The sequence below is a fragment of the Synechococcus sp. JA-3-3Ab genome (assembly GCF_000013205.1).
Lineage (GTDB): Bacteria > Cyanobacteriota > Cyanobacteriia > Thermostichales > Thermostichaceae > Thermostichus.
In genome coordinates this window covers 1,043,607-1,066,321 of the sequence record NC_007775.1, presented here as the reverse complement: position 1 = coordinate 1,066,321, position 22,715 = coordinate 1,043,607, and the positions used below count along the sequence as shown (strand labels likewise).

20 protein-coding genes and 1 pseudogene are annotated in these 22,715 nt (G+C 60.8%); 11 read left to right on the top strand and 10 right to left on the bottom strand.

Going from position 1 to position 22,715, the window contains the following annotated elements; genetic code table 11:
* Positions 1-89 precede the first annotated feature (89 nt).
* From CYA_RS04900 to CYA_RS04880, 5 genes are all read left to right on the top strand, one after another.
* Positions 90-281 (top strand): hypothetical protein, encoded by a 192-nt coding sequence (locus CYA_RS04900; RefSeq protein ID WP_011429923.1) that lies wholly within the window; start codon positions 90-92, stop codon positions 279-281.
* Positions 282-483: 202 nt separating this feature from the next.
* Positions 484-2,115: a CocE/NonD family hydrolase gene (locus CYA_RS04895; RefSeq protein ID WP_187147167.1), complete on the top strand. Its 1,632-nt coding sequence runs from the start codon at positions 484-486 to the stop codon at positions 2,113-2,115.
* A 105-nt stretch (positions 2,116-2,220) separates the two neighbouring features.
* The gene (locus CYA_RS04890; protein ID WP_011429921.1) at positions 2,221-2,481 is read left to right on the top strand and encodes a DUF6761 family protein; all 261 of its coding nucleotides are present in this window, start codon (positions 2,221-2,223) and stop codon (positions 2,479-2,481) included.
* A 102-nt stretch (positions 2,482-2,583) separates the two neighbouring features.
* Complete coding sequence (locus tag CYA_RS04885) at positions 2,584-4,407, top strand: glycosyltransferase family 39 protein (protein ID WP_011429920.1); 1,824 nt, start codon at positions 2,584-2,586, stop codon at positions 4,405-4,407.
* Between the two features lie 165 nt (positions 4,408-4,572).
* Positions 4,573-6,030, top strand: a complete 1,458-nt coding sequence (locus CYA_RS04880; protein WP_011429919.1) for a circularly permuted type 2 ATP-grasp protein — start codon at positions 4,573-4,575, stop codon at positions 6,028-6,030.
* A gap of 355 nt (positions 6,031-6,385) precedes the next feature.
* Here CYA_RS04880 and CYA_RS04870 read toward each other — a convergent pair whose 3' ends face one another.
* From CYA_RS04870 to CYA_RS04855, 4 genes are all read right to left on the bottom strand, one after another.
* Positions 6,386-6,880, bottom strand: a complete 495-nt coding sequence (locus CYA_RS04870; protein ID WP_011429918.1) for a gamma carbonic anhydrase family protein — start codon at positions 6,878-6,880, stop codon at positions 6,386-6,388.
* A gap of 265 nt (positions 6,881-7,145) precedes the next feature.
* Positions 7,146-8,141 carry an alpha-E domain-containing protein gene (locus CYA_RS04865; RefSeq protein ID WP_011429917.1) on the bottom strand — a complete coding sequence of 332 codons (996 nt, stop codon included), beginning with the start codon at positions 8,139-8,141 and terminating at the stop codon, positions 7,146-7,148.
* Entirely contained in the window at positions 8,135-10,042 is a 1,908-nt protein-coding gene (locus tag CYA_RS04860; RefSeq protein WP_011429916.1) for a hypothetical protein, read from the bottom strand. The genes CYA_RS04865 and CYA_RS04860 overlap by 7 nt, the downstream gene beginning before the upstream one ends.
* 46 nt (positions 10,043-10,088) lie before the next feature.
* The gene (locus CYA_RS04855) at positions 10,089-10,577 is read right to left on the bottom strand and encodes a Tic20 family protein (RefSeq protein ID WP_011429915.1); all 489 of its coding nucleotides are present in this window, start codon (positions 10,575-10,577) and stop codon (positions 10,089-10,091) included.
* A gap of 249 nt (positions 10,578-10,826) precedes the next feature.
* Here CYA_RS04855 and CYA_RS04850 point away from each other — a divergent pair, with 249 nt between their 5' ends.
* On the top strand, positions 10,827-11,282 hold the full coding sequence (locus CYA_RS04850; protein ID WP_071813507.1) for a hypothetical protein: 456 nt from the start codon (positions 10,827-10,829) through the stop codon (positions 11,280-11,282).
* On the opposite strand, the pseudogene CYA_RS14385 reads toward CYA_RS04850, so the two are convergent.
* Positions 11,250-12,455 (bottom strand): annotated as a pseudogene (locus CYA_RS14385) (RNA-guided endonuclease InsQ/TnpB family protein). The gene CYA_RS04850 and the pseudogene CYA_RS14385 sit on opposite strands and share 33 nt — an antisense overlap.
* Before the next feature lie 234 nt (positions 12,456-12,689).
* On the opposite strand from CYA_RS14385, the gene hemH reads away from it, so the two are divergent.
* The gene (gene hemH / locus CYA_RS04840) at positions 12,690-13,715 is read left to right on the top strand and encodes a ferrochelatase (protein WP_011429913.1); all 1,026 of its coding nucleotides are present in this window, start codon (positions 12,690-12,692) and stop codon (positions 13,713-13,715) included.
* Positions 13,716-13,884: 169 nt separating this feature from the next.
* On the top strand, positions 13,885-15,222 hold the full coding sequence (locus tag CYA_RS04835; RefSeq protein WP_011429912.1) for a CCA tRNA nucleotidyltransferase: 1,338 nt from the start codon (positions 13,885-13,887) through the stop codon (positions 15,220-15,222).
* Here the strand turns inward: CYA_RS04835 and CYA_RS04830 are convergent.
* A complete protein-coding gene (locus CYA_RS04830; RefSeq protein ID WP_049749731.1) occupies positions 15,219-15,950 on the bottom strand; it encodes a response regulator in 732 nt (243 codons plus the stop codon). The genes CYA_RS04835 and CYA_RS04830 overlap by 4 nt on opposite strands.
* Positions 15,951-16,225: 275 nt before the next feature.
* Here CYA_RS04830 and CYA_RS04825 point away from each other — a divergent pair, with 275 nt between their 5' ends.
* A complete protein-coding gene (locus CYA_RS04825) occupies positions 16,226-17,128 on the top strand; it encodes a 4-hydroxybenzoate solanesyltransferase (RefSeq protein ID WP_011429910.1) in 903 nt (300 codons plus the stop codon).
* Between the two features lie 16 nt (positions 17,129-17,144).
* Here CYA_RS04825 and CYA_RS04820 read toward each other — a convergent pair whose 3' ends face one another.
* The 3 genes from CYA_RS04820 to ndhN form a co-directional block, all read right to left on the bottom strand.
* The gene (locus tag CYA_RS04820; protein ID WP_011429909.1) at positions 17,145-19,046 is read right to left on the bottom strand and encodes a R3H domain-containing nucleic acid-binding protein; all 1,902 of its coding nucleotides are present in this window, start codon (positions 19,044-19,046) and stop codon (positions 17,145-17,147) included.
* Positions 19,047-19,061: 15 nt separating this feature from the next.
* A complete protein-coding gene (locus tag CYA_RS04815) occupies positions 19,062-20,066 on the bottom strand; it encodes an LdpA C-terminal domain-containing domain (RefSeq protein ID WP_228375454.1) in 1,005 nt (334 codons plus the stop codon).
* A 94-nt stretch (positions 20,067-20,160) separates the two neighbouring features.
* Positions 20,161-20,604 carry an NAD(P)H-quinone oxidoreductase subunit N gene (gene ndhN / locus CYA_RS04810; RefSeq protein ID WP_011429907.1) on the bottom strand — a complete coding sequence of 148 codons (444 nt, stop codon included), beginning with the start codon at positions 20,602-20,604 and terminating at the stop codon, positions 20,161-20,163.
* Between the two features lie 444 nt (positions 20,605-21,048).
* On the opposite strand from ndhN, the gene msrB reads away from it, so the two are divergent.
* Both msrB and CYA_RS04800 read left to right on the top strand, forming a co-directional pair.
* Entirely contained in the window at positions 21,049-21,459 is a 411-nt protein-coding gene (gene msrB / locus CYA_RS04805) for a peptide-methionine (R)-S-oxide reductase MsrB (protein WP_011429906.1), read from the top strand.
* Between the two features lie 49 nt (positions 21,460-21,508).
* Positions 21,509-22,312, top strand: a complete 804-nt coding sequence (locus CYA_RS04800; protein WP_011429905.1) for an FTR1 family iron permease — start codon at positions 21,509-21,511, stop codon at positions 22,310-22,312.
* Positions 22,313-22,370: 58 nt separating this feature from the next.
* Here the strand turns inward: CYA_RS04800 and CYA_RS04795 are convergent, their stop codons facing one another.
* Positions 22,371-22,583: a CP12 domain-containing protein gene (locus CYA_RS04795; protein ID WP_011429904.1), complete on the bottom strand. Its 213-nt coding sequence runs from the start codon at positions 22,581-22,583 to the stop codon at positions 22,371-22,373.
* Positions 22,584-22,715 lie beyond the last annotated feature (132 nt).

Genomic DNA, 22,715 nt, shown 5'->3' with positions numbered 1-22,715 from the left:
AGTCGGGATGCGAGCGCGAAGAGGCTTCTCCAGGCCAGCCGCTGTTAGACTGGTGTAGCCATAGCTTTTGCGGGCAACTCCTCCGTCCGATGTCCTCCGCACCCTCTGAGCCCAATCCGGAAAACTTGCCTGTCTTGGGGCAGAAGGTACAGGCCAAGCTGCGCGCTCTGGCAACCCTGCCTGGCCTTGGCGAGAAAGGGATCCGGCTCCTGCTGCGGGTTGCTCAAGCCGACCCGGAGTGGAAAGTGCGGGCAAGAGCCTATGAAGTGTTGCCTCTTTAGAAAGAGGCGATCCTGCCCGATGGTTCGGTCTGGTCTTCCGACAAGCCCTCCTGAGCTGGCCTAACTCCAGCAACAGCTCAATCCACCTGGCTGCGGGTTTCTCTTTCAGGGCAGGGAAGAGCTACAGGTCTTGAGCCTAAAATACGCCTATCCCCTGCTGTGGAGATCCTTGGCTTCTTCAATGGACCCCACTGACCCGACCATGCTGCCTGTGCGCCCCCGAGAAACCGTTTCCATGTTCACCCGCGACGGGATCCAACTGGACGCGGATGTCTATCGCCCCGAAGGGGAGGGGAGCTACCCGGTCTTGCTGATGCGGCAACCCTACGGGCGGGCCATTGCCTCGACGGTAGTATACGCCCATCCGCGCTGGTATGCGGCCCACGGGTACATCGTGGTCGTTCAGGATGTGCGGGGGCGGGGCACGTCCAAGGGATCCTTCTACCCTTTCCGCCACGAAGCCGAGGACGGGTTCGACGCCGTCAACTGGGCGGCCGCTTTGCCGGGGAGCAACGGTGTGGTGGGTATGTACGGCTTTTCTTACCAAGGCATGACCCAACTGTATGCCGCCTCCACCCGTCCCAGCGCCCTGAAGGCCATCTGCCCAGCCATGCTGCCCTACGATCTCTACGCCGATGCCGCCTATCCGGGGGGAGCCTTCGCTTTCTACAACAACCTCAGTTGGGCCCTGCAACTGGAAGCTGAGGGGGCGCGCCTGCGCGGCGATGCCAACGCTTACCAGGCCCTTTTCAAGGCCTCCCGCAACCTGCCCCTTTACGATCCCATCCCCCTCAAGCCAGGCGTGCTGCAGCAATATGCGCCCCAGTCCTATTACTTTGACTGGCTGGAGCACAGCGAGCCCGACGACTACTGGCGCCAGCTCTCCCCCCGTCTGGAAGCGGTGGATCTGCCGATGTTGCACATTGGCGGCTGGTTCGACAGCTACCTAACCGGCAGCCTGCGCCTTTACAAGGAAATAAGCGCCCGCAGCCAAAACCCTCAGTACCTGGTTGTCGGGCCCTGGGCCCACCTGCCTTGGGGGCGCAAAGTGGGGGCGCTGGACTTTGGCCCCGAGGCCGTCAGCCCCATCGATCGGCTGCAGGTGCGCTGGTTCGACCAGTTCCTCAAAGGCAAAGACACAGGGATCCTCCAAGAGCCGCCGGTACGCCTGTTCGAGATGGGATCCAACCGCTGGCGCAGCTTTGAGGCCTGGCCCACGCCGGAGCCGAAGGTTTTCTACCTGCACAGCAGCGGCCTGGCCGCCCTTTCTGAAGCAGAGGGATCCCTTCGCCCAGAGCCCCCACCAAAGCAGCAGTCGGATACTTTTGTTCACGATCCCTGGCGACCCGTGCCGGCCCTAGGAGGCCACCTCATCCATCCCGCCGGGCCGCAGGAGCGCTCTGCCCTCGACTGCCGCGCCGATGTTCTCACCTACACCACCTCTCCCCTGGCAACCGACCTCGTCCTGGCAGGGGACATTCTCGTGGAAGTGTATGTGGAAGCCGACAGCCCCAGTTTCGATCTCTGCGCCGTGCTCTCGGTGGTGAGGCCGGAGGGCCAGGTGTATAACTTTTCCCAGGGCTACCGCCGGCTGCGGGATCCCCAGCCCAAGGCCCCCATTGGGATCCGTTGCCAGCCCACCTGCATCCGCATTCCCCGCGGCCACGCCCTGCGCCTCAGCCTTAGCGCGGCCTGTTTCCCGGCCTACCCCGTTAACACAGGCACGGGGATGCGAGAAGAGCGGCTCATCGAGGCCCGCATTCTCACCCTCGCTCTTCACAGCGGCAGCGACACCCCCTCGCGGCTGCATCTGCCCATTGTCGAGGGGAGTTAGGGGGAGTGACAGTTTAAGACAACACAGCTTCTCATCCCTTCGCAACTCCTCCTCACAAACAGACATCAAACGTTAGGATAGAAGCAAGCAGGGCAAGGGAACCCCATGTTGCAAGACCCGAAGTTGATCCGGCACTATCAGGCTTTGACCGACGCGCTGGTGGACAGTTGGCATCGCGGCTATCGGCGCACTGACGAGCTGCGCCTGCTGGTGGATGGCTACCTGCTGGCCCTGCGAACTGGCAAGCAATTGCAGCCTTTTGAGATCTACCGCCTTGAAGACGAGGTCAACCGCTTCCTCTACGACCCCTCCAACTTCGTGGAGCCGGAACTGGAGCGGGAGACCGAGGCGATGCGGGGCTATTGATATTGCTTATTGATATTGCATAGAGAGGGGCCGGGGGTGAGGGATCGAACACCGGCAGAGGCCTGGTAGGCTGGGGTCAGTGCTGTTCCTCACTCCAGTCCTATGGCGGTTTGGGATACGCTGGCAACTTCTCGGCGTCCGGCCCTGCTGGGATCCGGCTTGGGCTTGGGGATAGCCTTGACCCTTGGGTATGGGCTGTTCGGCTACCACGTCTTGCAGGTTGGCATCTGGTTGTTGAGCATCCTGTTGGTGGGGTTGTACGTGGCCCAGTTTCCCCCAGCTCAGCCCCCTTGGGATCCGACGCGGCTGCGCTGGCGCCAGGAGTTGCTGCACCTGGGGCTATTGGCGTTGGTTTTTGCTCCCATCTACCTCTACGACCTGGCCAACATCCCCTTTCAGATCAACACCGACGAGATTGTCATCACCTCCATGGCCCGGCGGGCTTCAGCGGTACGCTACCCCGATATCTTTGGGCTGATGCCAGAGTACTTCTATTTTCCCCGCTTTATGTTCAGCCTCTTTGGCGGCCTGACGCGGCTGATGGGGGGAGTCACGCTGGTGAATGTGCGCACGGTGCATGCCACCTTCGGGGTTGTCACCATTCTGGTGGCCTACGGGTTTTTTCGGTCGTTCTGGAACCCCCGGCTGGCCTTGGCGGCGGCGGCCCTCCTGGGATCCAACCACGCTCTGCTGGGCATCAGCCGCATGGCGATGCGGGAGAACCTGATTGTGCTGGTGGAGTGTGCGGCCCTGGCCTTGATCTTAAAGGGCGTGCGGGAAAAGAATCCCCTGCTTTTGTATTTGGGGGGAGGGGCAGCGGGTTTCTCCCTCTACGGCTATCTGCCGGGGCGGGTGGTGATCTTGCTGGGGTTGCTGTTTGGCGGCCTCTACCTGCTCCTGGGCCGGGAGGATCTGCAAGGAGAAAACAAGCAGGCCAACCCCTTCTGGACTTTGGCCAAGCTGACGGTGCCGGCGGCGCTGGGGTTTTTCCTGGTGGCTGCGCCCATTCTGGTGGCCACTGCCACTGCTCCGCCAGTGAGCGCCGAGTATGCCCGCCAGCAATTTCTCTTTTTCCCAGAAGGGCGGGCGCTGCAGCAGATGTGGGTGAATGCCGCTACGCCAGCCGAGGCGGTGTGGCGCAACATCCGCAACGGCCTAAGTATGTTCAACGACCCCAGCCAGCACGACCGGGGCTATATCTATCCCAACTACGGCCATGCCTTTGTAGATCCCCTGACAGGGGTCTTGATCTGGCTGGGGCTGGGATCCGGGCTCTACCGCCTTCTCAAAGGGCGCAGCCAACCCCACGACTGGCTCTGCCTGGGCAGCTTCCTGTTTCTCTACCTGCTCTTTAGCTTGGCCATCACCAAAGCCCCCAACTACACTCGCCTGCTGGTGATCCTGCCCTTTGTAGCCTACCTAACCCTGGAAGGGATCCAAGTGCTGGCAGGTCTCCTGGAACGCTGGGGATCCCGGGCCGGGAGTTGGCTGCCGGCGGCGGCGATGGCGGGGGCAATCCTGCTGATTGGGGGGTGGAACCTGGCCATTTTTGGAGACTTTGTCCACAAAGGCTGGACGCAGGGCAACGATGTGGGGGCCACCGGGCGCTATGTGGCAGCTCGCCAAATGGATCCCGACCACCGCTTCTACCTGGCGGCCAGCACCGCCTACCCCTATTTCAGTTGGGGAGAACCCCCCTACTGGCAGAGTTGGATCCAGTTTTTTGCCGGGCCGGAGCAGGAGGTGCAGGTTTTTTCCCCGGAGGCCTTGCCGACCCAAGACCTACAGCCGCCGTTTACCCTGTTCCTGAACGAGGGGGTATGGGATCAACAGGGGGCGGCGCTGCAGCGGCGCTTTCCCCAGGGGCAGTTGCACCGCATCCCGGCTGAGCGGGGGCTGTGGGCTTTTGAGGTGGGGGATCCCTAGAGCTCCCCCCCTGGTTTGGCCAACCCACTGTTCGCGGGACGGAGTCCTTTCGCGTCAGCGCGACGGAGTCCTTTCTTTTTACCAGGCTAAAAGTAGCTGAAAGCACATTATGCAGATCCAGAGCCCCCAACAGTAGAAGAAGATAGCGTTCCAGGGATCCCAGACGTGCGTTTTGATGCCTACGACCCGGGCGAGGGGTTTTACGACGAGCTGTTTTTGGGGCGTAACCAGCCCCGTCCTGAGGCGATCCCGTTGATTGAGCGCATTCATTCTCTGGAAGAAGGGGAACTGCAGCAGCGGCAAGCGGCAGCACAGGCGGCCCTCTTTCAAATGGGGGTGACCTTCAACGTCTATGGCGATAGCCAGGGCACGGAGCGAATTTTCCCCTTTGACATCATTCCCCGCATCGTCTCGGCTTCCGAGTGGCAGCGGCTGGAGAAGGGCCTTAAGCAGCGCATCCACGCCCTCAACCTGTTCATCGACGATGTTTATCACGACCAGAAGATCCTTAAGGATGGGGTGATCCCTGCCGAGCTGATCGAAACGGCCAAGGGATTTCTGCGGCCCTGTGTGGGGCTCAACCTGCCGGGGAGAATTTGGTGCCACGTCACCGGCACCGACCTGGTGCGGGATCGGGACGGGACTTGGTACGTGTTGGAAGATAACCTGCGCTGTCCGTCGGGAATCTCCTACGTGCTGGAAAATCGGCGGGTGATGAAAAGCACCTTTCCCTCCCTGTTCAACACCATGGGGATCCGCCCGGTGGACGACTACCCTAGCCATTTGTTGGATACTCTGCTTAACCTGGTGCCGCACCTAGCCAACCCAACGGTGGTGGTGCTCACCCCCGGCATCTACAACTCCGCCTACTTCGAGCATTCTTTCCTCGCCCAGCAAATGGGGGTGGAGCTGGTGGAAGGGCGGGATCTGGTGGTGGCCGATGGCTATTTGCAAATGCGCACCACCAAGGGGCTGCAGCGGGTGGATGTGATCTACCGCCGCATCGACGATGACTTCATCGATCCCCTTGCTTTTCGCCCTGATTCCCTCTTGGGGGTACCCGGCCTGTTTGAGGTCTACCGGTCGGGGCGGCTGGCGATTGCCAACGCTTTGGGAACGGGGGTGGCGGACGACAAGGTGATCTACGCCTATGTGCCCCAGATGATCCGCTACTATCTGGGAGAGGAAGCCATTTTGCCCAACGTGCCCACCTACCTCTGCTGGGATCCCAAGGATCAGGCGTATGTGCTGGAGAACCTCGACAAGCTGGTGGTGAAGGCAGCCAACGAGTCGGGTGGCTATGGCATGCTGATGGGATCCCAGGCCACACCGGAAGAGCGGGCTGCTTTTGCCGAGAAAATCCGCGCCCAGCCGCGCAACTACATCGCCCAACCCACCCTGTGCCTTTCTCGCGTGCCCACCTTGGTGGATCGGGGAGAAGGCCTCCGTCTAGAACCCTGTCATGTGGACTTGCGGCCCTATATCCTCTACGGCAAAGAGATCTACGTTCACCCAGGGGGGCTGACCCGCGTCGCCCTCAAGAAGGGATCTCTGGTGGTGAACTCCTCCCAGGGGGGCGGCAGCAAAGATACCTGGGTGCTCTGCGCGGATCCCGGCTGTTGAGAGACGGCTTGCAAAATAGGTTCAGAGCCGCTCGCCCGAACCTCTGCTCCACCGGCCAAAGCGGCTGGCATGCTGAAGCGCCAAATCCACGTAGTGCTGGGCGTGAAGGCGCAGTTGCTCGACCTGATACATTCACGCTGGACTCTCCTGAACATGGTTCAGGAAAGAAGCGATCGCATCCTGCCTATCTCTGAGCAGGAAGGCGGTATCCCGCAAAGCCCTGAGGAATACCCCCCGAGCGCTTTCCCCCTTCACTTCCCGGCAACCGTTGCGGTGGACTCAAGGATCAGGGGGAAACTTGGTCTACTATATCCCTCTCAATGACTTTTGCCAAACCGCCTAAAGCTCAGTAAATTCAGCAAAGTTCAGGGTTTTGGGGGTTAGAGGCATGCTCTTCCTCGGTGAGGGTGCGGATAACCTTGGCCGGGATCCCCGCCGCCAAAGAGTGGGGTGGCACAGACCGGGTGACCACCGCTCCAGCTCCCACCATGCTGCCCGCCCCGATGGTGACCCCGCTCAAGATAATGGCCCCAATCCCGATCAGACATCCCCCCTCGATGTGGGCACTGTGGATGACCGCTCGATGGCCTATGGTCACTTCCTCGCCAATCAGGGTCGGCTGTCCGGGATCCCCGTGCAGAATGGCTCCATCTTGGATGTTGCTGCGGTGGCCAATGACAATGGGCGAGAGATCCCCCCGCAAGATGGCCCCGTACCAGATGCTCACCGCTTCCGCAAGTTGGACATCGCCGATCAGTGTGGCATTGGCGGCAATAAAGGCTGCCTGGTCGATCCCTCTCGGCTGCTGCTCTAACCCCACTTTCCAAACGCCCTTGGCAACGGCTTCCATTTCCCCAATCCTACTGCTACCGGGGGTTCGGCAATTCCAGACCTGCCCCAGCGCTCCGCGCCGCCTCCAGTCCCAGAAAAAGAGAGGAGCCAGGGATCCAGAAAATCAACCTGTCCCTTTGCTCCTGTTTCACCATTGTCAATCCATTGCACAATAGCAATGAGATATAAGCAACACATTTGGCTCATTGTCGATAGCTGTGGAAGCGTTCGTTAGATTAATTTCTAACTCTTGTAGGAGAGGGGCTAGGGGTGAGGGATTTTAGCTAAGCCTGCCGTTGCAGCAGGGGAGAGGATTCAGACGGTTGCAAGGGGCGAATGGCAAAGAAAGTTTCGTAGATGCAATCGCCAACGTGGTTCATTTGTAGCTGCAATTTGTCGAGAAACTCATGTAAGCCCTGCTCCATAATGTCGTCGATGGTTAGGTAGTCCAGCTCAGAACGCAGGCGGCCCAAAGCTCGCTCGCTGGGATCCCGCCAAGTATCGGCTGGGGTGCCGGTGATCTGGTGCAGGGATCGATCCGCATGAATAAGACAAAACTGAATGGAGCGGGGAAATTGCCGATCCAAAATCAGGAAAGAGGCCACCTCTCTGGGATTGATGCGGTGCTGGCGGCTGTATTTCCGGTACATTTCATAAGCACTGGCCGACTTCAGCAAAGCAATCCACTGCAACTCATCCAAAGCCGTGCCCACATACTGCAGAGAGGGCAGCAAAATAAAATACTTAACATCCAAAATGCGCGCCGTTTTGTCCGCCCGCTCCAAAAGACGGCCAATCTGGCCAAAGTGCCAACCTTCCCCGTGGGTCATGGTGGCATCCATCACCCCGGCGAATAGGTGGCTGGCCAGTTTCACTTCCGTGAAGAAATCGTGGAGCTGACTCAGGTGGGGGCCTTGCTGAGCTGCTTCTTTGACCATCAAATAAAAGCGGTTGACCCGCTCCCACATTTCTGAAGAAATGACCTCCCGCACAGAACGGGCATTTTCTCGCGCCAGCCGCAAACAGGAAAGGATGGAGTTGGGGTAATCCCTATCAAAAGCCAGGAACTGGATGACTGTTTCTTGGGTTGCCTGGCCATAGCGTTGGTAAAACAGCTCCTGATCCCCGGTGGTGTAGACGATGGGATCCCACTGCTGGGCGGGACCGCTGGGCAAGTCTAGGATGAGGTTGAGATTGACATCGATGAAGCGGGCGATGTTCTCGGCGCGCTCCACGTAGCGGTTGAGCCAGTAGATGGAATCGGCCACCCGACTCAGCATGCTGTTGCCTCCTCTGGAGTGTCTTGTCTCTGCGCTCCGTTCAAATTCAACAAACGAAGCAGCCGCCGCACCTTCACCAGCAGCACCCCCGTCAGGCCGGTCAAGATCCACCCCATCCACTCGGCTGCAGTACCCAGATAGCGCACCTGCACGCGATGATCCCCCGGCGGGATCCGCACCTGCAACAGCCCCAGTCCATTGTGCTCGGCAGATGTGAGGCGACCATCCACCTGTACCCGCCAAGCAGGGTAGTAAAACGTGCGCAGGACTACCCATCGATCCTGAGCAGTGGGGTTAACGGCCCGAAAACGACGGTAGCCATAGCGCCACTGCTCCACTGCCAACAGTGGCTCCAGATTGCTTTGTTCTCGTCCAAAGTTCACCATGTCGCCTTGCCACCGCAGCAGCGGATCCACCTCTGGGGGCGGCATGGGCAGGGTTGCTTGGCGAGGTCGGTACTCCGGCACATCCACCAGCGCCAGCCCGTCGGGAAAGATCCAGTGCCAGTGAAGAAAAGCGATGCCCGGTCGCTGCTGGGGCTCATTGGGAAATGGCTTGGCTGCAGACAGCTCTTGAAAAGTCTGGATGGTTTGCGGGTCAAACCAGGCTCTGGACAAGACCTGCCAGCCCTGCCAGCTTTGTATCCCCATGGCCAGACCTATCCCCACAATCAAGAGGATCCTCCAGCCCTTTTGTCCCCACCCCCAGGCGGCCAGGGATCCCAAAAGCCAGGGCACGGTTACCGCCGTCACCGCCATCCAGCGCCAAGAAAACTGAATGCGCCGCAGGGGCAAAATCCACTCGTAGAGCCAACCCAGCAGATCCGTCATCATCAGCAAGGCCACCAAGCTGGCCCCCAAGCTGTAGAGCAGGATGGCTTTGGCCAGGGGAGCAGAGGATTCTAAGGCATCAAAGGACTCCGTCTCGTTAGCGCGAACGGAATGGATCGGGGTCAGCCCCCTTGTCCTGCGGGCCAGCCATTCCCAGAAAACCAGGATCCCAGCACCCAAGACAACGGCCACCATCCAGATCCAGCACCCTACCAGGCCGCTTTCAAACCAGTGCTGCGTCAGTTGCGGCTGGAGCCGGGTCAACCCACTCACCATCAAACGATGTTGGGGCATGTACTCTTCGACGAAATTGACGAAGTCCACCTGGACAAAGCGCTGATCCCAAAAGGCGGGCAGCAGATAAAACGCCGTCCACCCCAGCCCCAGCCCAAACCCCAAGTAGCAGCGCCCCACCCTGGTCCAGAGGGGATCCCAGCGGCCCAGCACCCAAGGCAGAGGCAGCCAAGTTAGCGTAAAGACCAGCAAAGTGGGCAAGTGAGATAGGGCCAACAGGCCATAGCTAATGGCCAAGGCCACAATCGGCCAAAGGGACTGGGGCCGGCAGATCACCTGGACTGAGGCCCAGAAAATCCAGGGAGAGACAGCAATGGCCCACACTTCCCCCATTGCCCCCCGTTGGTAAATATCCACCAGCCAATAGGGGCCGGCCATACCCGCCAGAGCCAAAACCAGAGCCCAAGCCCAGGGGATGAGTTGCCGGAGAAGGGCATACAGCCCTGCGCCAAAGACCGCCATCGCCAGGCCCATGCTGGCCACCAAGGATCCAGGCATATCCAGCCCCAGCAGGCGAAACGGCAAAGGGGCCACCATGCATAGAGGTGGATAGAAGGCAAAGGTGGGGTTGCCGTAGCCGAAGTTGGAATACTCCAGCCAGCGGGGGTAAAACTGCCCGCCGAAAAACTGCCGCTGATACTGAAAGGCCCAACTGAGGTTGAAGTGGGTGGAATGAGTGATGGGGTAGCCCCGCTGCAGCATCGGCCAGAGCAGGGCCAGCACTCCAGTTAGCAGCGCAAGCCCGACCAGCAGCTTCGGTTGGCGTAACGCTTTCATCCTCACTTCTGGACTAGGCGTTGCCTACCTCCCTCTTTGCCAGGAATTAATAGCGAATCCAGGCATAGGCGGCATCGGAGAGCACCGGCACCTCGGCATAGTGGCCGCGAACGTTCTGCACCCAAGCGTAGACGGTGATGGCGATCACGCCCAGAAGTGCGGTGGTGGCCAAAATGCTGACAAGTGCTGCCAGGCCGAGGTTGCCAAAGAGCATAGCAAACACCTGCATCAACACTTGCACCAAGAACAGGGCAATGTTGAGCAACAGCGCCTGCATGGTGTTGAAGCGAACAAAGTGGGCGACACGGCTGTTGCGGACTAAAAATAGCAGGGCGAGAAATATCCCCACCCCCAACCAGCCTGTGGCCAGGGGCAGCAAGCGCAGCAGTGGACTAAAAATGGGGATCAAACCTGGCAGAGATTGAAACAAACCCGAGGGCACAAAGCCGAAGGGCAGGGCCGATACCAAAGGCAGAAGGTAGGGAAGGGATCCCCACAGCCGATTGATGGGAGTGATGTCGCCGCGCCAGGTCATGTCTCGAGCCCCTCAGTTCAGTGCAGTAGTGCTGGAGTCTGCTTGTTGGTGCGCTTTCAGAATTTCTTTAAACGGCACCTAAGCTTTGCGCTTATTGTAGTCGATGAAGTTGGCCGGCTCAACGCGCCTAGCCCCAAGCTGGCCTCCGCTTTCGAGTGAGGGGGAAACTGTTCAAGATGAGCATCTTGCAGGATTGGGGTTGATATAATCGACGGCAACTCCCACCCACAGTGATTTTTGGCCTCCGCCATGAAGATTTCGCCATCTCTCGCTGCCCGCCTCTTGGGAGCTGTTCTCTGGCAAGCTTGGTCTGTGCTTGTCGGCTTTTTCAACGACCGCCTGTTGCCGGAGCGCTGCCACGTTCGGCCCGAAGCTCTGCCGGAGTGGATGGCTCAGGTGTGGGCCGGCTATCTGCGCTATCGCAAAGCCTCTCGTCCGGGAGCGATTCAGTTTCGCGGCTTAACGGTGGATCCCGGCCAAGAGGGATCCTCAGCTCACCTTATTGGGGCTGGCCCGCTCCGCTACCGTGGCTGCCCTCTGGAGACAGTTGCCCGGGATGCCGTCCAACCCTTTGGCAAAACCCCTTTTGTGCCCCCCTACCAGCGGCTGCTCAATACGCTGCGCTTGAAGTTGAGCCTGGCCGATGTCGATAGCTATTCGGTCACGCCGGCCCTACAGCGGGTTTACCGCGGCCAAGAGTTGTAAACTACCCGGCTCCGACTGCCCCCCGTATACGGGGGGCAGGGGGATGTAGGGTGGCCGGTTTACAGCAGCCCCCAATAATGCAATGACATAGGCGCTACGCTTCGCTGACGCTAATGCTGCGTTGTAGTCTGCATCCCCTTCCCAACTGCAAGCCGGGTTGACACAACGGAAGCGTTTCCCTTCCCGTTGCCCGATCCACAGGCACTGGTGGCAAATCTGCGAGGTATAGGCAGGCGGCACCACCACAACCGTGACCCCGGCCCGCAGCGCCTTGTAGTGCACAAACTGCCTCAGCTGGTAGAACGCCCAACTATTCGACCGCCGACGCTCCGTTTTGCTCCGTGGCGGTTGGTTGACACGCTCTCCGATTCCAGTTAGGTCTTCCAAGGCAATCGTGCTATTGGTCGCCTTTGCCCTGGAAACAATAGCCTTGCAGATGCAGGGATTGACCCAGGTTTGCAAGCGTCTCTCCTGACCAGACAGCTGTTGCAAGAGTTGGCGGCATCTACGCCGACTAGACCTTGTGCCCTGACTGGCTTTGCATGGGAGCACCGCTCGCAACCAGGATCAACGGCTGTCCATTCCAGGGATCTCCCTCTGAGGTATGGGCAATATCTCTCCTCCCCAAGTCCACCCCAATCGCCTTAGCTGCGGTTTGCAGCTCCGGCGGTTGCGTTTCCACACAAATCGTAGTAAGAACCCTCTTTGCGTTTGACAAGGTGGCCGATTGGGGATTGGTGCCGGCCAGCATCCCTCGTTGATAGTTGCCGATGGACAGCTCCAACCGTTCCCGCCCCTCAACGGTGGTGAGCGATACTGTCCAGTCTTTCGCTCGGAAGGAGAAGATGCGGGCAGCGTAGGTCACGAAGCCCGCCTTGAAGGCTTTGACCGGACGGTTTTTTCTGGCTGGCAGTCTTGCGGGCAGATACCACCCGTCTGCATACCTGTTGTGCCAGGTTGCTGGATAGGCCAAAGCGGGCACGGATGTCGCGGTAACCCAGAGATTGGAGCTTAAGGGCGTTGAGGATCTTCTCCGGCGTGTTTTGGTTGACCCAGTTCAAGGCCTGCACAAAGGCGTCCAGCGTCGCATCTAACTTGGCGGCTTGCGACTCCGATAGGACTCCGTCCCGCTAGCGCGAACAGTTCGCAGGAAATAGTCAAGACTTGGGTCATGCTGTCACTATACATCAACAGACCGCATTCCTCCCGACGCTTGGCTGCGCCAGAGCGCGGGGCTCCTGCGGTTTCTAGCTGACACCGGGCGGAGCAGTAGGGGAGGAGGGGGGATCCCTGGCTAAGGATGGGGGCCGAGAGAAAGCTGAGAAAGGTTGCAAGAAAACTTAATGCCCCTTCCCCGCTGGGGGGCAAGACCTCCTACAGTGGATAAGGAAGGTCATTGGGTTTGTCATGTCCAAAAGCGGCGTGCTCCTGCTGAACTTGGGGGGGCCAGAGACCCAGGCTGATGTGCAGCCCTTTCTCTACAACCTCTTTGCCGATCCCGAGCTGATCCGCCTGCCCTTTCCCTTTTTGCAGAGGGCTTTTGCCTGGGCCATCTCCACGCTGCGGGCGCCCAAATCCCGGCGCAACTACGCGGCCATCGGGGGGGGATCCCCTTTGCGGCGCATCACCGCCGCCCAGGCACAAGCGTTGCAGGCTCAACTGGTGGCGGCGGGCTACGACGTGCCGGTGTATGTGGCCATGCGCTATTGGCACCCGCTGATCGAGTCGGTGGTGCAGCAGATCAAGTCGGATGGGATCACCCGCCTGGTGGTGCTGCCGCTCTACCCGCAGTACTCCATCAGCACCACCGGCTCCAGCTTCAAACTCCTGGATCGCCTCTGGGCCGAAGACCCGGAGCTGGCCCGCATCGAGCGCCGCCAGATCTGCTCTTGGTACGACCAGCCCCAGTATGTCCAGGCCATGGCTAGGGCCATCCGGGAGCAGTTGGATGCCTTCGAGGATCCGGCAGGGGTGCATGTGCTCTTTAGCGCCCACGGCATTCCCGAAAGCTATGTCACCCAGGCCGGGGATCCCTACCAGCAGGAGATGGAGGCCTGCGTCCAGCTCATCTGGCGGGAAGTTGGGCGCCCCAATCGCCACACCCTCTCCTATCAGAGCCGGGTGGGCTCGGTGCGCTGGCTGCAGCCCTATACCGAGACGGTGATCCCAGAGCTGGGAGCGTGCGGGGTCAGGCAACTGCTGGTGGTGCCGATTAGCTTTGTGTCGGAGCACATCGAAACCCTGCAGGAGATCGACATCGAGTATCGGGAGCTGGCCCACCAGGCTGGGATCCGCGAGTTTCGCCGCGTGCCCGCGTTGAATGCCGACCCGCTGTTTATTGCCGGGCTGGTGGCGTTGGTGCGGCCCCATCTGCTCACTTCAGCACCTGCTTTTGTACCGGCGGCGGTGGGCGGCTCGCTGCTGGAGCGATAGCTAAAAGGGATCCAGGCCGCGAGCGGGCCTGGGCAAGCGAGGGTCAAATCCCCAAAAGCAATCGCTTGTTTTTGCGCAGCGGTCAGGTGAGGGTACGGCCTGTCTGGTTGCTTGCGCTCTGGGGATCCTAGCCTTTTAGATCATCGAAGTCTCCCCCCTGTGCACATCGATGAGCGAAGCCCTGCTGAGCAAGTGGCTGCTGACCTATTTCCGCCAACGGCTGCCCTTTCCCAAAGAGTGGCTGCCCCAGGGGAGCTACTGGGTGGGGGGATCCCTGCGGGATGCCTATCTGGCTTGGCTGCGGGGCCAGGCTGGAGACTCCAAGGGGCCGGTGGATCTGGATTTAATGTGTCCGGCGGATCCCGTGGGGTGGGCGGCGGGGGTGGCGCGGCGGCTGAAGGCCGGCTTTGTGGTGCTGGATGCGGAGCGACAGATTGCCCGCATCGTGCTGGGCCAAGGAGGGGCTTCCACCCCCACAGCGGCGACGGTGGACGCGGCCCTGCAGGTGGGCCCCACCCCGGAGGCAGATCTGCGGCAGCGGGACTTCACCTGCAATGCCCTGGCTCTGGAACTGCAGGAGGGGCACCTGTTGGATCCCACGGGGGGGCGGGCAGACATTGAGCAGAGGTGTCTGCGCATGGTTCACCCCGACAACCTCAGTGCCGATCCGGTGCGGCTGTTGCGGGCCTATCGCCAGGCAGCTCAACTGGGGTTTGCGCTGGATCCGGCCACGGCAGAGGCGATTCGTCAGCGGGCCCCCCTTTTGGCCAGGGTGGCGGCAGAGCGGGTGCGGGCCGAGGTGGTGACCTTGTTGGAGACGGGGATCCCCGGCTTGGCCCACCTGCAGGCAGCGGTGGCGGCAGGTCTGCTAGCGGCTTGGCTGCCCCGCCTAGCGCCCCAGAGCCCCGGCTTTGCCCAGGCCCAAGCGGTGTGGCAATGGGCCGAGATCTGGCAGCTTCAGTATCCCCGCACTCTGGCGGAGCTGGCCCAGCCTTTGGCGGATCGGCGCGGCGGCCTGTTGGCAACGGTGTTGGCAGCCCTGCTGTGGGATCCGGCGGGCACCCCTGCCGAGACGGTGGAAGCCGAGCTGGAACGGCTGCGCTTTAGCCGCGCCGAGATGCGGGCCATCCAGAAGCTGCACCAGCTTCTACCCCTGTTGCAAACGCTTCTGACCCATTCCCCCACTCCCGGACAACAGTGGCGGCTCTATCACCAGGCGGGATCCCTCTTCGGCGGCCTGGCCCTGCTGGCAGCAGCCACCGGCAGCAGCCCCCGAGAGATAGAATCCTGGCTCCGGCGCTACGAAGATCCCCAGGATCCCCTGGCCCATTTGGTGCCCCTGCTGGATGGGAACGACCTGCTGCACAGCTTGGGTGCTAAACCCGGACCCTGGGTGGGCCAGTTGCTGCAGGCTCTACAGGAGGCGCAGGCCGCGGGGCAGATCCAAACCCGCGCCGAAGCCCTCTCTTTTGCCCGCCGCTGGCGTGAGAGGAGTTCCCAACCCTAGCCAAAGCGATAGCCGAAGCCGCGCACCGTCACCAAATACTCTGGGTTGCTGGGATCCAGCTCCAACTTTTCCCGCAGCCAGCGGATGTGGACGTCCACCGTTTTGCTGTCGCCCATGAAGTCGGATCCCCAGATGCGCTCCAAGAGCTGTTCCCGCGTCCAGACGCGGCGAGGGTTGGACATAAACAGCTCCAGCAGGCGGAACTCCTTAGGCGAGAAACTCACCTCCACTCCCCGCACCAAGACGCGACACTCTTGGGTAAACATGCAAATATCCCCGTAGCGGAGCACCGTGGCCTCGCTGGCGTGGGACTGCTGCCGACGGCGCAACACGGAGCGACAGCGGGCGATCAGCTCCCGCATGCCGAAGGGCTTGGTCAGGTAGTCGTCGGCTCCCAGCTCCAGGCCCACCACCCGGTCGGTCTCGCTGCTTTTGGCCGTCAGCATCAGGATGGGGATGGTGTTGCCCTCCCGGCGCAACAGCCGGCACAGATCCAAGCCGTTCAAGCCGGGCAGCATCAAATCCAAGATCATCAAATCCAGCCGTTCGGCCGTGTGAACCAGCTCCAGCGCTTGTCGACCATCGGCGGCCTGCAAAACTTGGTATCCCTGTTCTTCGAGAGCAACGGCAACGGTTTCTCGGATTGCATCCTCATCGTCCACCACCAGCAGAGTCTCCAGAAGGGGAGGAGCTTCCTTGACTTGAACTTCGGGAAGTTGACTGGTCATGGAAAGGGTTGCTTGCATGGCAGACTCCGTCTCGCTTGCGCGAACGGCCTCACAGGGGAAAAGCAGCAAAGTTCATCACCCTCAACAGCAGCCCCCCGCTAGGATATCAAACTTCTCAGGCTGGCCAATAGTGGGAAAAGAGGAGCCAAATGCTGGCCAAAAAGTAGAGACGGCGAGGGGGACGACAAGGGTTCCAGGGCGGGCCAGTTTAGGATGATTTAAGATCGGTGCGGAGCTCCATTCCTCTCGGCAACTGGCCCTCTTTCGACCTGGCTATGTCTGCCTCTCCTTCTGCACTCTGGGCCACTGGCGGAGCGATTTTACGGCTGTTGCGCTGGCATAAGCCGGCAGGGCGGCTGATCCTGATGATCCCGGCTTTGTGGGGGGCTTTTCTGGCCGGACGGGGAACGCCGCCTTGGCCGCTGGTGGGGATCCTGATTTTGGGCAGCTTGGCCACCAGCGGGGCGGGCTGTGTGATCAACGACCTCTGGGATCGGGATTTGGATCCCTTGGTGGAGCGCACCCGCAACCGCCCCTTGGCCAGCCGCGAACTGACCGTTGCCGTCGGCATCGTGATGGCGCTGCTGACCTTGGCCTGTGCGGCGGGGCTGGCGCTTTTTCTCAACCCGGTCAGCTTTGCCCTCTGCGTGGCGGCAGTGCCGGTGATCCTGCTCTATCCGGGGGCTAAGCGGGTGTTTCCCGTGCCCCAACTGGTGCTAGCCCTGGCCTGGGGATTTGCCGTGCTCATCAGTTGGACAGCGGTGAGCGGCCAAGATCCCCACACACCCCTGTGGGAGGAGGGGCTGGGCTGGCTGTGGCTGGCCACGGTGTTGTGGACGTTGGGGTTCGATACGGTCTATGCTCTATCGGATCGAGAGGACGACGAACGGGCCGGGATCCACTCCAGCGCCCGCTTTTTTGGGAGACAAACCCCAACGGCGGTGGGGCTGTTTTTCTTGGGCGCCGCCCTTGCCCTCTTGGGGGTGGGGATCAGCCTGCAGTTGCACGCGGTCTATTTCCTTAGCCTGGCAGTTGCCGCCGCTCTCTGGGGCCGGCAAACCTGGCAGCTTCACCAGGTCAATCCCCCTCCCACTCTCTACATGGCCATCTTCGGCCAAAACGTCCTCCAGGGCTTCATTCTCTTGGCAGGGATGATCGCCGGATCCCTGCTGGCCTGAGGAACCCTGGCTGGAGCTAGTTGGGATAGATGCGCAGGCGGCGGTTGGGCTCTTCGCCGAAGCTCTGGGCCCGCAGGTGATAGTGCTCCACTAGCTGGTGCTGCAGCTTGCGGATCAGAGGGGAGCGGGGCAGCAATTCCACCGGCTGGGACTTGGGAATGACGATCTGCTCTACCGCCAGCCGGGCCTCCTCCAAGGCTTCCGTTTCGTCGCCCGAGCTGGCCCGAATGAACAGCTCTAGGTCGGAATCGGAGCCGTCCTCGCTTTCGATGTTGAGGATGTGACGCAGGGCGCGGGCAAGGGCGATCAGGGTATTGGCCTTGACGGTGTGAATCGGGATTTGGCGGGCGTGGGCCAGTTGCTGGATCTTGGAGCGGCTGCGCACCTGGGATCGCAAAGCCAAAACAATATCTGCCTCATCCAGATCTTTGGTGACATCCGCCGACAGCTTCAAAGTCTGGATCACCTGCTCCAGATGGAAGCGGCTAACCCCGTAGGGATAGATCCTCAGCGGCCCATCCAGATCCCGTTGCCGTTCTGCCAGGGCAGCCGCAGCAGGTTCCTCCCAGTCGGCATCCTCTTCCGCCTCAGCCCTGGACTCTGCCTTGGGGCTGGCCATAACTTGAGGCTCAGCACGGGATCCCGCTGCTGCTGGCGGGACAGATTCCTCCCCCTTGGCCGAAGGCGAGCCAGATTCGCCGGGCTGGCGCAGACGAGTTTCACTTGGTTCTAGGGGCAGAGCTTCCATCCGCCCAGAACGGCGCCATCCCCCCCGCTCCCGTGTTGGGGACAGGGTGCTGCCGGCAGGGGGGGGCCACTGGGGCCCAGACAGGGTGGGGCGCTCGATCACCACTTGGCCGCGTTCGTCCAGGCTGCGCAGTTGCACCAGCGGCTCGCGGTTGCGCAGGAGGCGATCCACAGTGGCCGCCACATCTTCGTGGATGACCCAGCGATCCCGCTCCAGCATCTCCACCGCAATCTCAAACGTGGGGGGGGCCTTCCGCTCCAAGACGCTCTTCTGGCAGCCCCGCCGCCGCGCCTCTTCGTCTCCGAGCGTGACCGACTGGATCCCGCCAATTAGGTCGGAGAGGGTGGGGTTTTTGATCAGGTTGTCGATGCGGTTGCCGTGGGCAGTGGCCACCAGTTGCACCCCCCGTTCGGCGATGGTGCGGGAGGCCAGAGCCTCCAACTCGGTGCCGATCTCGTCGATCACCACCACTTCCGGCATGTGATTTTCCACCGCCTCGATCATCACCTTGTGCTGCAGCTCCGGGCTGGCCACCTGCATGCGCCTGGCCCGGCCAATCCCTGGGTGGGGCACGTCGCCATCGCCGGCAATTTCGTTGGAGGTATCGATGATGATGACCCGTTTGTGCAGCTCGTCCGCCAGCACGCGGGCAATTTCCCGTAGGGCGGTGGTTTTGCCCACCCCTGGGCGGCCCAGCAACAGCATCGAGCGGCCCTGCTCCACCAAATCGCGGATCATGCTGATGACGCCGATAACGCAACGCCCTACCCGACAGGTGAGGCCGATGATCGTGCCCTGGCGGTTGCGAATGGCGCTGATCCGGTGCAGAGTTGAGGCAATGCCGGCGCGGTTGTCGCCGCTAAACTCTCCCACTTGGCTGATGACCAGATCCAGGTCGGCGCGGGTGACCACCTCCTCCGAGAGGTAATCGGCAAAGCCGGGGAAGCGGGCTTCCGGGCGGCGGCCCAAATCCAGCACCACCTCTACCAGCCGATCCAACTGGGGATGCTGCTCCAGGCGCTGGCGGATGGAGGCGGGCAGAACGTCCAGCAGCTTGCCCAAATCGTCGTTGTAGAGGACTTGCCCGGGAAAAGAGGTGCGTTCGCTGGAGCGGTGCGGAGCACCTTCCCGATCCGCCGACGGGTTGAAGGGCTGTACTAAGAAACTCATGGTCGGGCAACGTTGTTAAACACTGGAAAAACAGGTTTGTCTGGGGGCCACCGCTCGTTGCTTCACTTGCTGCACCAACTGCTTGGCCACTGGGATCCCACCTGCCAATCCAGGCCCCCCCTCCAAGTAGGTGGCCACCAACTGTCGCGCATAGCTGCCGAAGGCCACCCCCGCCACCGGCCAACGGGGATCCAGCAGCGACACCGTTTGCCCATTGGTTCCTCCTGCCAACTGCACATAGCCGGGCAACCCCATGCTCAACACCTTTCGGGCCAACTTCAGAGTGGCCTTGCCGGCGCCAGCTCCAAGATCCCCGCTCATAGGCCGACCGTCCACCTGCCAGATCAACACCTCCGGCAAGGGATCCATCAAGGCCAGCAAATCCCGCAAATAGACCTCGAGGCCGGGACCATCGTTAAAGCTGATCGAGACGGCCCGCAGCCACCGCAGCCAGGGCTTTAGGGATCCCCACAATTGCGCGAATTGGCTCTGTCGACCGATACGGGTGTGGATTTCCACCGCCTCAACCCCCAGCTCTAGCAAGGACGGCAGGATCTCCGCCGCCGCAACCTGATAGCCTTGGGTGGCGATGCGTTGGTGGGGACACACCGGCTCACAGCGGCCACAGCCGTAACAGAGCTCTGCCCGGATGTGAACCTGGGTGGAAGTGCCTGCCCGGATCAGGGCGTGGGGCGGACAAACGGCTAGGCAGGGCTGCGGACAGTCGGCAGGACAGACGGGATCCGTCAGCACCGCCTTGCGAAAATGCACATCTTCGCCGTCGTTGACGCTGACCATCAACCAGGGGGACCCCACCTGGGGATCTTCTGCCTGGGCCCGCCGGATCCCTTCTTGGGCAGCTTGCACAATGGCTGGGTCAGCGGCGACGTCAATGCAATCGGCACCGGCAAGCGTGTAGAGGAAAGCTAACTCTCGAATCGACGGCAAGTGGTGGAAACTTGCGCCGCAGATCAGCTTAAACCAAGTACCCTGTTGCAGCGAGACGTTCGGCAAGGTCACAGGCACGGAAGGCCACCGGCAAGATGAGAGTCTGGGCTGCAGGCCGCCTACTTGAGATGGTAGCAAAGAATTTTCGAGGAATCTGAACAGATCCTCAGGCACTCTGCAGAGGTTGCCACCGAATTGACCGCTCTCGACCCAGCTCCACCACAAATTTCACGCCCTTATCTTCTTGGCTCAGCTTCACCAGGTAGGAGAGCTCTTGCCGGCTGAGCACATGCCCCTCGTAAAACCAAAACACCAATCCCTTGGCCTTTGGGGGCAAGGTGGCGCGGTACTGCTCGATCAACGAGGGGTAGAAATAGGTGCGCCGCTGCGATTTGCCCAGCGTGGCAGGCCGCACCCCATGGCTGGACGTCAGATAACTGGCCAGATCCCCAATCCCCTTGCTGGAAAGGGTGACTACCTCGTAGCCAGCTCCGCGCAGCCGCCGCAGGTAGTGCCCTTCCGATCCCCCTTCTGGGGTAACAAAGATGGCCAGAGCCCCACACTGCTCGAGCTGCTGCACAAACTTGGCGCCTGAGCCGACCAGCAACATGGCAATAACTCCGTCGTTTTCAGGGTTAGCAAAAGAATCCCCAGGCCAGCCCGCCTAGGCCGAACGGATCCCTTGCCTGTGCTCATTGTAGCGGGAGTATGTCCCCAGCCAGGGATAGAAGCTACAGATAGAACTCATAGAGAAGCTCGCCGACTCTTTGCCGCGCGGAAACTGCCGGCTTTGGCTGAGGGGTAGCCGACCAATGGTGAAGATACCCGTACCTTCGCCTTTGTGGGGAAGAAGACGTGAAGAAGAGTTAAGATACATACAAGCATCTGCTTGCAAGTCTCAGAAACAGCCGGACAGGGCAACTGGAGAGTCCGGCGGCGATGGCTTCACCCATGTCAGGACGGACAAACCGCTTATGCGACGAGGCAAGCTTTTGACTTGACAGTGGCCGGGTTCGTTACGGCACCCCTCAGCTTGACAGGAGAGCAACAGGCGATGGCTCAAGAAATCTATCCCGTTACCAAAACCGACGCTGAGTGGCGACAACTGCTCACCGAAGAGCAGTACTATGTGCTGCGCCAAGAGGGAACCGAGCCCCCCTTCCGCAACGCCTACTACGACAACAAGGCTCCAGGGATCTATGTCTGCGCTGGCTGTGGGCAGGAGCTCTTTTCCTCGGCAGCCAAATACGACAGTGGCACTGGTTGGCCCAGTTTTTGGGAGCCGATTGCTCCTCATGTGATCGGCACCAAGACGGATTGGAAGTTGCTTGTGCCTCGCACCGAGGTTCACTGCTCCAACTGTGGTGGTCACTTAGGGCACGTGTTTCGGGACGGTCCCCCACCAACGGGTCTGCGCTACTGCATCAACTCTGCTGCTCTGAAGTTCATCCCCGCCACCACCTGAGCCTCTCCTCAGGCAACGCTAGAATTGAGCCACCTGCCTGGGTGAACCTATGTCGGACTACACCTTTTTGGATGCTGCCTCGATTTTGCTGCGGGAGGGTCTGGAGGCGCTTTTGGTGCTGGTGGCTTTGCTGGCCCTTCTGCGCAAAAGTGGGCAGTCGGCCCCGCAGCGCTGGGTGTGGCTGGGGGGATCCATGGGTCTGCTGGCAGCGGTGATGCTCGCCTTGCTGGTGAAGTTGTTTTTCCAGCAGTTGCTGACCCACACCCGCCAAGAGGTACTGGAGGGGATGACTGGGCTGGTGGCAGCAGGTTTGCTGTTTTCGGTCAGCCTCTGGCTGCACCGGCGGGCCGCCCTTGCTTCCTGGCAGACCTTTGTGCAAGAACAAGCCCAGGCAGCGCTCGCCACAGGCCAGGTTTTTTCCCTAGCTTTCCTGGCCTTTGCAGCGGTGTTTCGCGAGGGGGCAGAAACGGTGTTGTTTTACGTGGGATTGGCCCCTTCCCTGGCGGCAAAAGATCTCTGGCTGGGGATCGGTCTGGGATCCCTGCTGCTGGTGGGGATGGCGGTCTTGCTGCTGCAGGTGGGGCTGAAGCTGCCCTTGGGGGCTTTTTTCCGGGGTTTAAGCCTGCTGATTTTTTACTTGGGCTTTAAGTTCCTGGGCAGCGGCCTCCATGCTTTGCAAGTGGCGGGCTGGCTTCCGATCACCCCCTTATCCGGGATCCCGAAGCTGCGCTGGTTGGGGATCTATCCCACTTGGCAGACGCTGATCCCGCAAACGGTGCTGCTGGGAATAGCCTTTGTCTTGTGGATGAGGCAATGGCTGCGGGCTGATTCTGCTCAAAAGCTCTCTCCGTGAGAGAAAAACAGAGCCCGCCCCTAGGGAGCTGGCAGGCTGCTGCGTTTTAACCCAGAAATCAGGTGTCGTAAACGCGGCACTCGACGGCGTCGGGGTTTTCAGCACAGTGCTGCTCGAGGCTGCTGGGGGCCTTTGGCTGGTGGCTGCGGGCTGCCAGCACCTCCTCTACCGCATCCCAGGCTGCACGGCAGTGGGGATCCCCTTCGCCGTACTCAGAGCAGACTTTGCGCGCGTTCTCCAGCTCTTTGGCAATGACTTCAGACAGTCCCATATTCTCAAGCTCCTTTCGACCGGCAGGGCTCTTCACCCCTGGGTTGGTTGACGCAGATCGTCCACGGATAGGTTGAAGATGATACCGTTGGCCAACCAATCGCAGTGAATCTACTACCTACTATTCTATGTA